We start from the raw sequence: 14,311 nt of genomic DNA, 5'->3' as shown, positions 1-14,311 counted from the left end.
CAGTGGCCCATGTCGATTGGGTGTTTGTGCGTGCACGAGATCGCCCACCACTTCGGCATCGACGACGCCCGGCTGCACGCGCTCGGGTACGGGTGACCGCACTCGGCGGTGCGGGGCGCGTGTCCTCTTGTGGGCGGCGGGAGTTGGGCATGTTGACTCCCGCAGACCGATCCGGAGGTGGCTTTCGTGCGCCCCTTGTACGTACCCGTCCGCTTGGCCGCCACGGTCATAGCTGTTGCCGCGGCCGCCGGCTGTATGAGCGTGGGGGACGGCGACGGCAGCCAGGCCAAGCCGTCGCACTCGGCCGGGCAGCCGGGCGGTGCGGCCCCCGACGGGGGGCAGGTGGCGCCGGGTGTCGGTCTCGGGCACGGTGACGCGGACGAGGACGGCAAGCGCGGGCGGGGGAAGGGCAGGGGCAAGGCGGGCGAGTCCGGGTCGCCCTCCGCGCCCCCGTCGGCCGGGAAGAGTGCCTCGGCGCCGGGGGCCGGGGAGAAGCCGGGCAAGGACGACAAGGGGAAGCCCGAGAAGTCGGGGGAGCCGGAGCCGACCAGGGAGCAGGCTACGACGCCTCCGCGGCCGACCGAGCCGGAGCCGCCCGCGTCGCCGGAGCCGCCGGTGTCGCCGTCGCCGGAGCCGAGTACGGCGGAGCCGTCGTCGTCGGCGCACGAGGAGACGCAGGCGCAGCTGGTGGAGCGGGAGCCGGCGCCGGAGGCGGGGGCGGTGGCGCGGGGGTGAGGCCAGGCGCGCTGAGCTGCGGGGATGGTGGTCAGTTTGCCTTCAGGGGGGCAGGGTGCGTATGGTGGTAGATCGTTTGATCCCATTTGCCCGGCGCCACCGCAGAGCGCGCCGTGTGGCGCGTACTCTCCCTTGCCGTGGCGGACCGCATTGAGGCGGTCGGATGCGATTCACGGAGTTGACGGGCGCGTGCCGACGAGACTCCGGAAGGTTTCGCATTCGCATGTCCATTTCCAGCACTGATCACGTCGTCGTGCCCGAGGCCGCAGAGGTCATCGAGGTCATCGAGGTCGATGAGACCGTCGAGGCCATCGAGGCCGTCCAGGCCGACGTCACCGACGTCGAGGAGACCCCCGAGGTCACCTTCGCCGACCTCGGTCTCCCCGAGGGCGTCGTGCGCAAGCTCGCGCAGAACGGCGTGACGGTCCCCTTCCCGATCCAGGCCGCGACCATCCCGGACGCCCTGGCCGGCAAGGACATCCTCGGCCGTGGCCGCACCGGCTCCGGCAAGACGCTGTCCTTCGGTCTGCCGACGCTGGCGCAGCTGGCCGGCGGCCGGACCGAGAAGAAGCGCCCGCGCGCCGTCATCCTCACCCCGACCCGTGAGCTGGCCATGCAGGTCGCGGACGCGCTCCAGCCGTACGGCGATGTCGTGGGCCTGAAGATGAAGGTCGTCTGCGGCGGTACGTCGATGGGCAACCAGATCTACGCCCTGGAGCGCGGCGTCGACATCCTCGTCGCCACCCCGGGCCGGCTGCGCGACATCATCAACCGCGGCGCCTGCTCCTTGGAGGACGTCCAGATCGCCGTCCTCGACGAGGCCGACCAGATGTCCGACCTGGGCTTCCTGCCCGAGGTGACGGAGCTGCTCGACCAGGTTCCGGCGGGCGGCCAGCGGATGCTGTTCTCCGCGACGATGGAGAACGAGATCCAGACCCTCGTCGACCGCTACCTCAACTCCCCCGTCTCGCACGAGGTGGACGCGGCACAGGGCGCGGTCACGACGATGTCCCACCACATCCTCATCGTGAAGCCCAAGGACAAGGCGCCGGTCACCGCCGCGATCGCCTCCCGCAAGGGCCGCACGATCATCTTCGTCCGCACCCAGCTGGGCGCCGACCGGGTGGCCGAGCAGCTGCGCGACGCCGGTGTGAAGGCCGACGCGCTGCACGGCGGCATGACGCAGGGCGCACGGACCCGCACCCTCGCGGACTTCAAGGACGGTTACGTCAACGTCCTGGTCGCCACCGACGTCGCCGCCCGAGGCATCCACGTCGACGGCATCGACCTGGTCCTGAACGTGGACCCGGCCGGTGACCACAAGGACTACCTGCACCGCGCCGGCCGCACCGCGCGCGCCGGCCGCACGGGCACGGTCGTCTCCCTCTCCCTGCCGCACCAGCGCCGCCAGATCTTCCGCCTGATGGAGGACGCCGGGGTCGACGCCGCCCGCCACATCATCCAGGGTGGTGCCGCCTTCGACCCGGAGGTCGCCGAGATCACCGGCGCCCGTTCGATGACGGAGGTCCAGGCGGAGTCCGCCGGGAACGCCGCCCAGCAGGCCGAGCGCGAGGTCGCCCACCTCACCAAGCAGCTGGAGCGCGCGCAGCGCCGCGCCACCGAGCTGCGTGAGGAGGCCGACCGGCTGGTCGCCCGCGTCGCGCGTGAGCGGGGCGAGGACCCCGAGGCGGCGGTGGCCGAGGCGCAGGCGGCGCAGGCGGAGGCGGTCACCGAGGCGTCCGTCCCCGAGCAGCCGACCGCGCGGGACACCGAGCGGACGGAGCGGACGGAGCGCGAGGAGCGTACGGCGCCGACGTCGTCGTACGAGCGTCGTCCCTTCGACCGTGACCGCCGGGACGGTGACCACCGTGGTGGCCGTTCCTTCGAGCGTCGTGACGACCGTGGTGGCTTCCGCCGTGACGAGCGTCGTGACGACCGTCGCCCGTTCGACCGTGACCGCCGCGACAACGACCGCGGCTTCGAGCGTCGTGACGACCGGGGCGGCTTCCGCCGCGACGACCGCCGTGACGAGCGTCGTGACGACCGTCGCCCCTTCGACCGTGACCGTCGCGACAATGACCGCCGGGACAACGACCGTGGTGGCCGTTCCTTCGAGCGTCGTGACGACCGTGGCGGCTTCCGCCGCGACGACCGCCGCGAGGACCGTCGCCCCTTCGACCGTGACCGCCGGGACAACGAGCGTGGTGGCCGTTCCTTCGAGCGTCGTGACGACCGTGGCGGCTTCCGCCGTGACGAGCGCGCGGGCCACCGTGGCAGCGACCGCCCCTTCAACCGCGACCGCCGCGACGACCGCCCGGGTTTCCGCTCCGGCGGCCACGAGCGCCCGTACGGCCGTCGTGACGACCACCGTGGTGGCGGCTCCTTCGGCCGCCGCGACGACAAGCCGCGCTGGAAGCGCAACGGCTGACGTCGCCTGACGCAGACACGCGGAAGCGCCGTGGTCCCCGCTCCGGGGCCACGGCGCTTTTCCGTGTCGTGTCCGGACGGCTGTCGACGGCTGCCGGGTACTCCGCCCGGGCCGTGTCACCGATACTCGATCGGAGACACGGCCTGCTCCGGCTATGCTCGGGGAGGCAACATCGCAGCGGGCCGTTAGCTCAATTGGCAGAGCAGTGGACTTTTAATCCATTGGTTGTGGGTTCGAGTCCCACACGGCCTACGGTTCGACCCCAGGTCAGAGTGCATCTGGCCTGGGGTCGTCGCACTTCTCCGGGCCTCCGAGATCGTTAGCTCAGCCGACGCTCAACCGAAGTGCAGACGATCAAGACATGCCGCTTTCGGCGCCTGACTTGCCCTGTGACACTCTGCGCCTGAAGCGCCTGAGCAACCTCCGGACCCTGACAACTGTCGCGACGCTCGCGATCATTGTCCCCCTGGAGGGGCGCCCGATCGCGGGCTTCAAACAGACGTGGGCAACGGTTCAGCTGAGGAACGCCAGTGCGTACGCCAAACAATCTGTTGAGGTCGCCGCGATCCAGCGGGACGGTGGAACCGACAGCATCGTCCATGGCCAGTGGTCGCGTGTACTGCCTTCACTCGACCCTGCCGATGTCCCGGAGCTCGTCCCTGGCGGTGCCGGCGGCTTCCGATCCGCGTCCTGGATCAGGACGAGTACGAGACATACACAGAGGAGCGAGCGCAGCGACCGGCGTAAGCGCGATGACCCGCTCGTAGCCGTTCGGTGGATGGGAAACGGCCCCGGCGGCACGGGCAGCGCCGACCGGGGCCGCAGGGTCCCGCCCGCCCCTCACGGTACGGGCCACGGGGCGGACAGGGGTCTACTGATGAGGCGCTGGGGCCGGCTGGCGTCTGCTGTGGCACGCGCAGGTACAGCGCTGCACGAGGAGAATCTTCCCGCCCGAGTGCGGAAGCGGGATGTCCTCCGTGCGACGGCACCACCCGTGCATCTGCCCGTGGCCAGGCTGCCGGGCCAGCGTGCACTCGGGGGACAGGTTGGCCTCGGTGGCGGCCGTCATCGCTGCCCCAGCGGCCTTGCGCTGGCGTCGCCGTCGTGAGGGTGGAGGCTGATGAGTACGTTGCAGTCCGACACCTTCGAGTGGTCCCCGGCAGTCCGCGCCCGGTTCCTTTCCCGTTCCAGCGCCGTACACCGGCCGCACCCGGGTGTGGGCTGCGGGGGCGGCGGCGGGAACACCGCGGCGGCGCTGGCCGCGTTCTGCGAGCTGGCTGTGGGCTGCGTCATGCCTCAGCACCTGCCTCGCGTTGCGCGCCCACCCGGGGCCCGAAGGCGTCACCCAGGGCGGCTTCCAGTGCGCGGGGGTCGGTGAGCCAGCCGTTCTCTCCCGGGCACATACGCCAATACACACCAGGCCCCTCAGTGCGCCGCGCCGGCGGGATCGTCACCGCGGAGCCCGCGCCGAGCGCGCGGGTGTTCTCGGCGGTCCACGCGGCGGAGGTACCGACGGGGGTGAAGAAGTACACGGCGGACGACAGGGAGTCCTCGACGACCGCTCCGCAGCGGGCACCGAGGATCTCCATCGCGGCGAGGCCGACGCTGCGGGGCACGCGGACGGCATCCCAGTCCTGCCCGGCGGTATGCAGGGTGCACCCTGCGGCGGTGGGTAAGCGCGTGGTGTGCATCGGGGCTCCTCGGCACCGGCGTGATCAGGTGCGTTCAAGGCTGGCCCTCCGAGAAGGGGATTCCGAGGACTTTGGGAGGTCTTCTTGCCGCCGTAATGAGGACTTTCGCTACTGTCGAGGGGTGATGGCTAGTCAAGGTGAGGGCCAGGGGCGACACTTGCCGCAGTGCTCGACACGGAGGTGCAGCAGTGGCACGGCCCGTAGGCAATACCCGACTCAAGGCGGCCCGGATGGCGGCCGGTTACCTCTCTCAGGATTCCCTCGCGACCGCGCTGGGAGTCGGCGTCCGACAAGTCCGCCGGTGGGAGTCGGACGCCCCACCGTGGCCTCAGCCCGAGGTGGGGCAGGCTCTCACGAGGCTCCTCGGCCAGGATCTGGAATCCCTCGGATTCACCCCGCCCGGTGGTGTGCCCGTCGACCGCGGGCGCCGTACCGTACTCGCGGCGACCGCTGCAGCCGTCGGCCTAGCGGCTGTGCCCACGCAGGCCGTCGCCATGCAACCCGCTTCTGTCGCACAGGACTACGAGGCGGTGACCCGCTCGCACCGGCGGCTGTACTGGTCGGTCGCGCCGGCCACGCTGCACCCAGCCGCGCTGTCCCATGCGACCCTCGGATGCGCCCTGCTGGCGGAGACGGCCGGGCAGACGAAGCAGCGCGTCGCTGCTGCCCTCGCCGAGACGTGGCTGCTCGCCGGGCGCATCGAGTTCTTCGATCTACGTGACGCCGTCCGCGCCCAGCAGACCCTGCTCCGCGCGCTCCAGGCTGCGGGCGAAGCCGATGACCCGCTGCTCGGCTCGGCGGTCCTCGCGCACACTGCGTTCATCCCTGCGTGGGCAGGCGACAGGGAAGCGGCTGTCGAGCGGATGGTTGCTGCACGGACCTACGCGCGTCGTGGCACGGCGTCGGCCGAGCTGCTCGCGTGGCTCGACGCCGTCGAGGCGGAGTGCGAGACCCGCTGCGGCAACACTCGCACTGCACTGCATCTGGTTGGGCGCGCCGAGGACGTGATCGCCAGGGGCGGAGAGCACGAAAGCCCGGGGTGGCTGGACTGGTTCTCTCCGGTCCGTCTCGCGGCCTTCAAGGGAAACACCCAGCTGAGGGCGGGGCACCTGCCGCAGGCCCGCGAGACCCTCCTCGGTGTCCTCGACGCGCTGGAGCGGACCGAGGAGAAGCAGACCACCGTCGTCCTCGGCGACCTTGCTGCCGTCGAGGCCGCGGCCGGCGACCCCGAGGCCGCATGCCGGTACGCAGTGCGCGCCCTCGACCAGTTGGAGCGCACCTGGTACGCGATGGGCATGGACCGCGTCCGCGAGGTGCGGCGGACGCTCGCGCCGCACCAGCACGAACGGTGTGTGCGCGAGTTGGACGACAGGTTGTACGGCTGGTCTACGACGGTCAGCGCTCTCGCGCGTTGAACTCGCGGATCAGTCCCGGCAACTCCAGGAGGCTCCCGGCCCTGAAGGTCGGGAGCTTCTGGGCTTCCTCACTTCGCCACTGGATCGTGGCCCACGGACCACGGTGGACCAGCGCCGTGTGCATGCCCGCCTTGCGCGCCGGATTGATGTCGTTGTCGACGCGGTCGCCCACGTACAGCATCTCGTCGACGGCGACGGGTACGACGTCGGCGACGCGGTGGAAGAACTCAGCGTCGGGCTTGCTGGCGCCCCAGTCGTCGGAGGTGCCGATCAGGTCGACGTCCTCGGTGAACAGCTCACGGAGGATGCGGCCGGCGCGTACGGTCTGGTTCCCGGCGATGCCCAGCCACAGGCCGTCAGCGCGCAAGGCGGCGAGGGCATCGCGGACGTCCGGGTACAGGTCGGCCTCGCCGAACGTCTCCGGCTTACCCGCCTCGGCTCGCTTCTCCCGCTCGGCGTAGAGGTCGAAGCCGGGCCGGAACTCCTGGAACACGTCCCTGTAGTCGCGGCCCTGGGCGATGACGGCGCCGAACATGGCGTGGAAGGTGTGGCGCGGTACGCCGAGCCAGTCGGCCCAAGTGCCGTACTCGGTGGTCTCGTCTACGAGGCATTCGCCAACGTCGAAGATCACTGCGCGAATCATGCTGGCAGCGTATCCGGGTCGGGTATGACGAAATGGCCTCTTCTCGCCCCGTGGACGGGCTAGAGGAGCCGGTTCGGTTCAGCGGGCGAAGAGGGCGGCGGCGCCTGTGGCAGCGCCGGGCACACGGAGAGGACGCCGATCGTGGCCCAACGGCCAGCGCGCGTTCGAGGGTGCGGATCCTGATCTGGTACATGTGGGCGCTGCTGAGTACACGCCCGGGTCCGGGGTCGTCATTCGCGGCCCCAGTCCGGCTGCCGTTCGGCACTCGCCACACCGCCCCGGCCGCCGCCAGGGCGACGAGCAGCGCGGTGGGGCCCTCGGCCTGCGTGAGTGTGCCGTCCGCACGAGGCGGCACGGCCCCGCCGATCCGGCGGCCCATCGGCGGGGCGCACCGGCGCGGCGGTGTTCACTCGCGGCGACCGGCTGGCGGAAGGGTGGCGCGGAAGGGTGGCTCTGAGGGTACGCGGCAATCCGGGTCTGGCCGTGGGATGACAACAGTCACAGAGGAACCTGCACCGGCGAGAGCAACTGTGTTGTTTGCCCGGTTTTGACAGGGGGCGGAACGGGGGATTCCGGACTTCTCGCACGGTCTGCCGAATATAACCGGTGCCAGGCCGAGCGCCTGGGTAATACGATCACCGCGCCGCTCGGGGCACTGCGCCGTCCGTCGGCCACGGCGCGTGAGATCACGGGGTTATGACGCAGCGACATACGTCGACGCCATACCCGCGGTCCATCGCATTCTTCCGATTCCTGCTCTTCCGCGCCAGAAATGAGACTTCATGAAGATTCGTCGCACGGTGGCGACGGCTGTCGCCCTCGCCGTCACCACTCCCGTCGTGCTGCTCGCCGCCGGCCCGGCTTTCGCCGGCACCGTTTCCGCCTCGGCCGCGTCCGCGCTGTCCTCGTCGTCCTCGTCGCAGACTTCGCAGAAGCCCTCCATCGCCGAGCTCGAGAAAGCCGTCGTCGATGCGAAGAAGGCGTACGAGGAGGCCGTCGTCGCCGAGGCGGCGGCCCGTAAGGCTGTTGACGCGGCGCTCTCCGACACCGCGCCGCTCGCGGTCGCCGCCGCCGAGGCGAAGAAGGCGGCCGAGGCCGCCGCCGCGGCGAAGACCGCCGCGGACGCGAAGGTCGCCGAGGCGCAGGCGGCCGTCGACGCCGTGGTGGACGACCCGAACGCCACGGAGGACGACAGGCTCGCCGCCCTGAATGCCCTCACCGAGGCGAAGACGGCCGCCGAGGCCGCCGCCGCGGACAAGACGGCCGCCGATGCCAAGCACGCCAAGGCCGGCAAGGCCCGTGACGACGCTCGGGTCGAGGCGGTCAGGCAGTACTCCGTGGTGAGAAAAGCCCTGGATGACGCCCAGGCGGCCCTGGCGGCCGCCGAGAGGGCCCTCGCCGAGGCGAAGAAGGACGCCGGGACCGATGACTCGTGTGTCGCCGACAGCGCTCTCACCGTCTCGGTCTCGGGCGTGCCGGGCAGGATCGCCGCCGGTTCGACCGTGAACCTCTCGATGCGGCTGACCAACAACTCCGCGCGGACCCTGGACGAGGTCTACCCGTACGCGTCGGTGCACGCGACCGACCAGAAGGGCGAGAAGGATCTCGACCACCTGCTGAAGCTGCAGTGGTCCACCGCCGCGTCCCCGTCGTGGAAGAACTTCGACAAGAACGGCTACGCGGGCGCGATCAGCCCGCTGAAGTCCGGTGCGCACGCCGACGTCAAGCTGCGGCTGACCGTGGACGCAACGGCCCCGGCCGGTTACGGCGTCGCCCTGACCGCAGGTGACTACGTCAACGACGACGACACCTGCGGCGGCACCCCGGACTTCAGCGTCTACCGGTTCGAGCTCGTCGCCGCCGGCGGCGCGTCCGGCGGCACGGCGAAGCCCGACACGACCCCGCGCCCCTCGGACAACAAGCCGCAGGGCGGCACCTCCGCGGTGCCGGTGTCCGCCAAGACCACGACCGGCACCCTCGCCCAGACGGGTTCGTCGTCCGTCATGCCGCAGCTCGCCCTGGCGGGCGGCGCCGCCGTGGCGCTCGGCGCCGGCGCGGTGTTCGTCGCGCGTCGCCGCGCGGGCGGCTCCGCCTGACCCATCCCGGACCGACACAGCCCGGACCCGTGATCCACAGTCTGTGGGAACCGGGTCCGGGCGCTGGCGTGTCTAGGGGGCGGTCCGGCTCGCCCGCAGGATCTCGACGCCCGCCCGGTCCGTGTCCTCCGGAGCCGCGTTGAGGCGGTGGATCAGCACCCAGTGGCCGTCGTCCGTCGCGCCGGTGAAGAGCGAGGCGTGCCGGGTCGCCCCGTTGTGCCAGCGCAGGGGGCCGGACGTCTGCCAGCTCGGCGCGGGGTCCCCGAGCCGGCGTTCCAGCAGGAGCCGCACCACCAGGTCGGCCGCCGCGCGGGGAGTGGCCCACAGCCCTCCCGCGGGCAGGATCGCGCCGTCCATCGTCCACGGCCTGCGCGGTCGGCCGAAGAGCCCGGGGGTCGTCAGGCGCCGGTCGGGGTCGGGGCGCGCGGTCATTTCCGTGATGTCGAGCGGCCGTAGGACGTACTCGGTCACCAGTTCCTCGTACGTCGCTCCCGAGGCGGCGCTCAGGGCCGCGCCGAGCACGGCGTAGCCGAGGTTGGAGTACTCGTCCGTCTGGCCCGGAGGGCGAGTGGCGAGGGTGTCGAGGCGGGGCAGCAGCCGGTCCAGCGCCGGGCGGTCGAACGCCGCGTACGGGTCCCGGCGGGGGAGGCGGCCGGGCGGCAGGCGGGGGAGGCCGGAGGTGTGCCGGGCCAGGTGCAGCAGGGTGATCCCGGTGCCGGGGGCCGCGGGCAGCCATCGTTCGACGGGATCGTCGAGCGCCAGCAGCCCGGCCGAGGCCATGCGGGTCAGCGCCGTACCGGTGACGACCTTGGTGAGCGAGCCGATCTCGACGAAGCGGTCGATGGCATGTCCGCCGCTGAGGGCGGGCGGGGCCGTGCCGCTGAGGACGCAGGTCGGGACGGCGGTCAACGCCCTTTTCTTCACTGCTGAGTTCACCGACTGGATCACTGTTGGGTTCACGACCGGATCCAACCAGCCTTCGCCGCGGACGTCAGCCCGCGGTCAACCCTGTCAGCTCCCCGAGCGCCAGCGTGTGGCTGGTCTGGAGGACCTTCGCGCGGAGGTAGCGGACGTTGTGCGGGGTGGTGAAGACGCCCGTGGGGACGCGGTCGCGGACGTCGATGCCCAGGTCGCGCAGTTGCTCCGCCTTGTCGGGGTTGTTGGAGAGCAGGTCCAGCTCGCGGATGCCAAGGGCGCGGAGCATCTGTGCGGCGGCGGTGTAGTCGCGGGCGTCCTCCGGGAGGCCGAGGGCGGCGTTGGCCTCGTAGGTGTCCAGGCCCTGGTCCTGGAGGGCGTAGGCGTCGAGCTTGTTGTAGAGGCCGATGCCACGGCCCTCCTGACGGAGGTAGAGCAGGACGCCGCCGGTGGTGGCGATGCGTTCCACCGCCTCCCGCAGCTGCGGGCCGCAGTCGCAGCGGGCCGAGCCGAACACGTCGCCGGTGAGGCACTCGGAGTGCAGCCGGACCAGCGGGGTGGTGCCGGGGGCGGGGCCGCCGAGGACGACCGCCACGTGTTCCTGGCCGTCGGCCAGGCCGTGGAAGGTGACGAGCTCGGTGTCGACGGAGTAGCCGTCGTGGAAGCGCAGCGGTACCCGGACGCGGGAGCGCGGCGTGGCGGCGGGGAAGTCAGCGGGCATGCGGGTCTCCGGGTTCTTGCGTCCCTGGCCGTTCTGCTTCAGATTTGAAGCAGAACCTCGGATCGAGACCCTACATGTGCTTCAAAGTTGAAGCAACTAATTTGTGTCGCGGCTCACGAGCGGGATTCTGTGTCTCGGCTCACGAGCAGGGCGTCGAGCGTCGCCGCCACGGCAGATCGTCCGGCCCGGAACCCTTCTCCGGTGAGCGCTCGCCCTGCAACGCCCGCAGGATCTGCGAGGAGATCTCCTCCAACTGCGCCACCTGCTCGGCGCTGAGGTGGTCGAACAGCGAGGCGCGTACGGTCTCCACATGTCCCGGCGCCGTACGCTCCAGCACCGCCATCCCCTCGTCCGTCAGTGCGGCCACGCTGCCCCGCTTGTCCCACCGGCACTGCTCACGCCGGATCAGCCCGTCCTTCTCCAGCCGGGTCACCGCGTACGTCAGCCGACTGCGCGTGATCTTCGTCTGCTCGGCGAGCTCGGTCATCCGCATCCGCCGCTCCGGCGCCTCGGAGAGGTTCGCGAGGATGGAGTAGTACAGATGAGGCATGCCGGCGTCCTGCTGGAGCTGCCGGTCGAGCGTGTCCCCCAGCAGGAGGTTGGCGGCGATGTACGCGCGCCAGGCGCGCTGCTCGTCGGGGGTCAGCCAGCGGGTCGTCATGCCCCCAGTGTAAGTTTGTTTCAAACTTGAACCAAGCCCCACCGCTCCAAGCCCCACCGCTCCAAGCCCCACCGCTCCAAGCCCACCCTCCAAGCCGACGAGAGAGCGCGCACCCATGCCGTACCCGTACGTCCTGCTGTCCGCCGCCGTCTCCCTCGACGGCTACCTCGACGACACCGGCCCCGACCGCCTGCTGCTCTCCAGCCCCGCCGACTTCGACCGCGTCGACCAGGTCCGCGCCTCCGTCGACGCCATCCTGATCGGCGCCGGCACCATCCGCGCGGACAACCCCCGCCTCCTCGTCAACTCCCCCGAGCGCCGCGCCGCCCGCGTCGCCGCCGGCCGGCCCGCCTACCCCCTCAAGGTCACCGTCAGCGGCTCGGGCGACCTCGACCCGACGGCCAACTTCTGGCACACCGGCGGCGACAAACTCGTCTTTACGACGGACAAGGGCGCCGAAGTCGCCAGGCGCGCGCGGCTCTCCGCCGACGTCGTCGCGCTCGGCCCCGACCTCGACTGGCGCCGCCTGCTGGAGCACCTGCACGACGTGCGGGGCGTACGCCGCCTCATGGTCGAGGGCGGCGGCACCATCCACACCCAGCTCCTCCAGCAGGGCCTCGCCGACGAACTCCAGCTGGTCCTCGCCCCCCTCTTCGTCGGCGACCCGACCGCCCCCCGCCTCTTCGGCCCCGGCGCCTATCAGCCCGGCCGCCTGCGCCTCGTGGAGACCCGCCGCATCGAGGACGTCGTCCTCATGCGCTACGAGCCCACCGCCCCCGGCACCGGCCCGCTGCCCACCGCCGCCGACCACCACTGGCTCACCCTCGCCTGCGAACTGGCCGCCCAGTGCCCGCCTTCGGAGACGGCGTTCAGCGTCGGCGCGGTGGTCGTGGCCGCCGACGGCACGGAACTCGCCCGGGGGCACTCACGCGAGGCCGGCGACCCCGTCGTGCATGCCGAGGAAGCCGCCCTGGCCAAGCTCGACCCGTCCGACCCACGCCTGCCCACCGCCACCGTCTACAGCAGCCTGGAGCCGTGCACCCGCCGCGCCTCCCGCCCCACCCCCTGCGCCCGCCTGATCCTCGACGCGGGCATCGGCAGGGTGGTGACGGCCTGGCGGGAGCCGGACACGTTCGTGGTGGCGGCCGACGGCGCGGGCCAGCTGACGGCGCGGGGCGCCACCGTGGTCGTACTGCCGGAGCACGAGGGGCGGGCGAAGCGGCCGAACCTTCATCTCACGGGCCGAGGCGACCGCCCCTGACCAGGCGGAAAGACCGCCTCTGACCAGGGAGAAGCAACCGTTTCGCTTTCTGCCCCGCACATGCCGTACACTGAAGACACAACGACGCGGGGTGGAGCAGCTCGGTAGCTCGCTGGGCTCATAACCCAGAGGTCGCAGGTTCAAATCCTGTCCCCGCTACTGAAGGCCGAGGGCCGGAATCCGTAAGGGTTCCGGCCCTCGGTGTTTGTCTTCGCTCCGTCCCCCATCACCATCCGTGACCGGTCGAGCGCCCTGCGCATAACATCTGAGTCACCATCAAAATGAGTGTGACTGCTGATGTGTCGCCGGATCGCCCTCACGAGGGGTCAACTCGCCCGATTTGCACGGGTCCTGTCCTGAAAGTCCAGGCCAGAAAGTCGTGATGATCAAGGGGAACGGCTTGGAAACCCGCCCCCGGGTCTATTAACGTTCGATAACGCAGCGCGGTCGTCCCAGCCGTCACAAGAGGCGGCTCCGTGCGCACGCGCCGAATCCCGTAAGGGAACCGGGGAACCACCACCTTGGGGTGAATCACGCGGACACCGCCGCTGAGCAGCGGCCGGTATACGCGCGTAGGAGACCTTCCCGCTCCGAACCCGTCAGCTAACCCGGTAGGCGACGGAAGGAAAGGAGTACGCCCGCGTGGCGTCCAACCGGCCTGCCCCAGAAGCCCCCATCGCGCCGAGCCAGCCTCCCACCGAGACCTTCGGCTACGGCAGCTACCGCACCGACGAGGGCCCCTGGGAGGAATGGAACCCCACCGCGGAGTCCATTCGTCCGGTACGCGGCAGGCACCGCGTCGCCAAGCAGCGCGGCGGCGGATTCGCCCGCAGCTCCACCGTCCTCGGCGTCGGCGTCATAGCCGCCGTCAGCGCGGGCGGCATGGCCAGCGCCAACACCGGCAAGCCGCCGGTCTCCATCTCCCTGCCCGACCTGCCGGGCGTCGGCTCGCTGATCTCCGACGACGACGGCGGCTCCGACGACACCGAGGTCGACGCCGGGCCCGCGCTCAGCACCTTCGGCGCCGTCGCCGCTGCCGCCTCCGACGACAGCGACCAGGGCGCCTCCGACGCCGGCGAGGCGCTGCGCAACCGGATCATCGCGCAGGCCGAGTCGCAGCAGACCCAGGTCGAGACCCGGGCCCAGGCCGCCGCCGAGGCAGCGGTCGCCAAGGCGGAGGCCGAAGCCGCCGCCAAGGCCGAGCAGGAGGCCAAGGCCGCCGCCGAGGCCGCCAAGAAGAAGGCCGAGGAGGAAGCCGCGCGCAAGGCCGAGGAGGCACGCCTCGCCGAGCTCGCCAAGCAGTACACGCTGCCGACCTCCTCGTACACGATCACCTCGACCTTCGGCCAGGCCGGCGCCTACTGGTCCTCCGGCTACCACACCGGCCTCGACTTCGCGGCGCCCACCGGCACGCTCCTCAAGGCCGTCCACAGCGGCACCATCACCTTCGCCGGGTGGGACGGGTCCTACGGCTACAAGACCGTCCTCACCCTCGACGACGGCACCGAGGTCTGGTACGCCCACCAGTCGTCGATCAGCGTGAGCGTGGGGCAGAAGGTGGCCACCGGCGATGTGATCGGGCGCGTCGGCGCGACCGGCAACGTCACCGGTGCGCACCTGCACATGGAGGTCCACCCCGACGGCCAGGCCAGCGGCATCGACCCGGCGGCCTGGCTGCGCAGCAAGGGCCTGAGCGTCTGAGCCACGGCTCTTCACGAACCCCCGGCAGCCCCGACGGCACCCCC

General features: G+C 71.3%; 12 protein-coding genes, 2 tRNA genes and 1 riboswitch. Of the genes, 9 read left to right on the top strand and 5 right to left on the bottom strand.

Features of this window, described 5'->3' with window-relative positions; all coding sequences use genetic code 11:
• The first annotated feature begins 9 nt into the window (after positions 1 to 9).
• From ACH5AC_RS04325 to ACH5AC_RS04310, 4 genes are all read left to right on the top strand, one after another.
• Positions 10 to 96, top strand: coding sequence for a metallopeptidase family protein (locus ACH5AC_RS04325; protein ID WP_398860894.1), 87 nt, complete (start codon positions 10 to 12; stop codon positions 94 to 96).
• A gap of 90 nt (positions 97 to 186) precedes the next feature.
• Positions 187 to 735, top strand: a complete 549-nt coding sequence (locus tag ACH5AC_RS04320) for a hypothetical protein (RefSeq protein ID WP_398860111.1) — start codon at positions 187 to 189, stop codon at positions 733 to 735.
• Positions 736 to 958: 223 nt separating this feature from the next.
• Positions 959 to 3,163, top strand: coding sequence for a DEAD/DEAH box helicase (locus tag ACH5AC_RS04315; protein ID WP_398860110.1), 2,205 nt, complete (start codon positions 959 to 961; stop codon positions 3,161 to 3,163).
• Positions 3,164 to 3,342: 179 nt separating this feature from the next.
• Positions 3,343 to 3,415, top strand: a tRNA-Lys gene (locus ACH5AC_RS04310).
• A gap of 1,037 nt (positions 3,416 to 4,452) precedes the next feature.
• Here the strand turns inward: ACH5AC_RS04310 and ACH5AC_RS04305 are convergent.
• Complete coding sequence (locus ACH5AC_RS04305) at positions 4,453 to 4,854, bottom strand: hypothetical protein (RefSeq protein WP_398860109.1); 402 nt, start codon at positions 4,852 to 4,854, stop codon at positions 4,453 to 4,455.
• 188 nt (positions 4,855 to 5,042) lie between these two features.
• Here ACH5AC_RS04305 and ACH5AC_RS04300 point away from each other — a divergent pair, with 188 nt between their 5' ends.
• Complete coding sequence (locus tag ACH5AC_RS04300; protein ID WP_398860108.1) at positions 5,043 to 6,269, top strand: helix-turn-helix transcriptional regulator; 1,227 nt, start codon at positions 5,043 to 5,045, stop codon at positions 6,267 to 6,269.
• Here the strand turns inward: ACH5AC_RS04300 and ACH5AC_RS04295 are convergent.
• The gene (locus tag ACH5AC_RS04295) at positions 6,250 to 6,912 is read right to left on the bottom strand and encodes an HAD family hydrolase (RefSeq protein ID WP_398860107.1); all 663 of its coding nucleotides are present in this window, start codon (positions 6,910 to 6,912) and stop codon (positions 6,250 to 6,252) included. The genes ACH5AC_RS04300 and ACH5AC_RS04295 overlap by 20 nt on opposite strands.
• 782 nt (positions 6,913 to 7,694) lie before the next feature.
• On the opposite strand from ACH5AC_RS04295, the gene ACH5AC_RS04290 reads away from it, so the two are divergent.
• A complete protein-coding gene (locus ACH5AC_RS04290) occupies positions 7,695 to 9,008 on the top strand; it encodes an LPXTG cell wall anchor domain-containing protein (protein ID WP_398860106.1) in 1,314 nt (437 codons plus the stop codon).
• 72 nt (positions 9,009 to 9,080) lie between these two features.
• Here the strand turns inward: ACH5AC_RS04290 and ACH5AC_RS04285 are convergent, their stop codons facing one another.
• From ACH5AC_RS04285 to ACH5AC_RS04275, 3 genes are all read right to left on the bottom strand, one after another.
• Entirely contained in the window at positions 9,081 to 9,917 is an 837-nt protein-coding gene (locus ACH5AC_RS04285) for a serine hydrolase domain-containing protein (protein ID WP_398860105.1), read from the bottom strand.
• 82 nt (positions 9,918 to 9,999) lie between these two features.
• Entirely contained in the window at positions 10,000 to 10,644 is a 645-nt protein-coding gene (ribA, locus tag ACH5AC_RS04280; RefSeq protein WP_398860104.1) for a GTP cyclohydrolase II, read from the bottom strand.
• Positions 10,645 to 10,783: 139 nt separating this feature from the next.
• On the bottom strand, positions 10,784 to 11,305 hold the full coding sequence (locus tag ACH5AC_RS04275; RefSeq protein WP_398860102.1) for a MarR family winged helix-turn-helix transcriptional regulator: 522 nt from the start codon (positions 11,303 to 11,305) through the stop codon (positions 10,784 to 10,786).
• Between the two features lie 115 nt (positions 11,306 to 11,420).
• On the opposite strand from ACH5AC_RS04275, the gene ACH5AC_RS04270 reads away from it, so the two are divergent.
• From ACH5AC_RS04270 to ACH5AC_RS04260, 3 genes are all read left to right on the top strand, one after another.
• A complete protein-coding gene (locus ACH5AC_RS04270) occupies positions 11,421 to 12,566 on the top strand; it encodes a dihydrofolate reductase family protein (RefSeq protein ID WP_398860100.1) in 1,146 nt (381 codons plus the stop codon).
• An 85-nt stretch (positions 12,567 to 12,651) separates the two neighbouring features.
• Positions 12,652 to 12,725, top strand: a tRNA-Met gene (locus ACH5AC_RS04265).
• A 316-nt stretch (positions 12,726 to 13,041) separates the two neighbouring features.
• Positions 13,042 to 13,201: riboswitch (cyclic di-AMP (ydaO/yuaA leader) on the top strand.
• A 7-nt stretch (positions 13,202 to 13,208) separates the two neighbouring features.
• A complete protein-coding gene (locus ACH5AC_RS04260) occupies positions 13,209 to 14,267 on the top strand; it encodes a M23 family metallopeptidase (protein WP_398860098.1) in 1,059 nt (352 codons plus the stop codon).
• Positions 14,268 to 14,311 lie beyond the last annotated feature (44 nt).

Origin of the sequence: Streptomyces sp. NPDC018693 (assembly GCF_044391385.1) — a bacterium.
In the GTDB taxonomy this organism is placed as follows: Bacteria; Actinomycetota; Actinomycetes; order Streptomycetales; family Streptomycetaceae; genus Streptomyces.
This window is presented reverse-complemented; position numbering and strand designations above follow the sequence as displayed.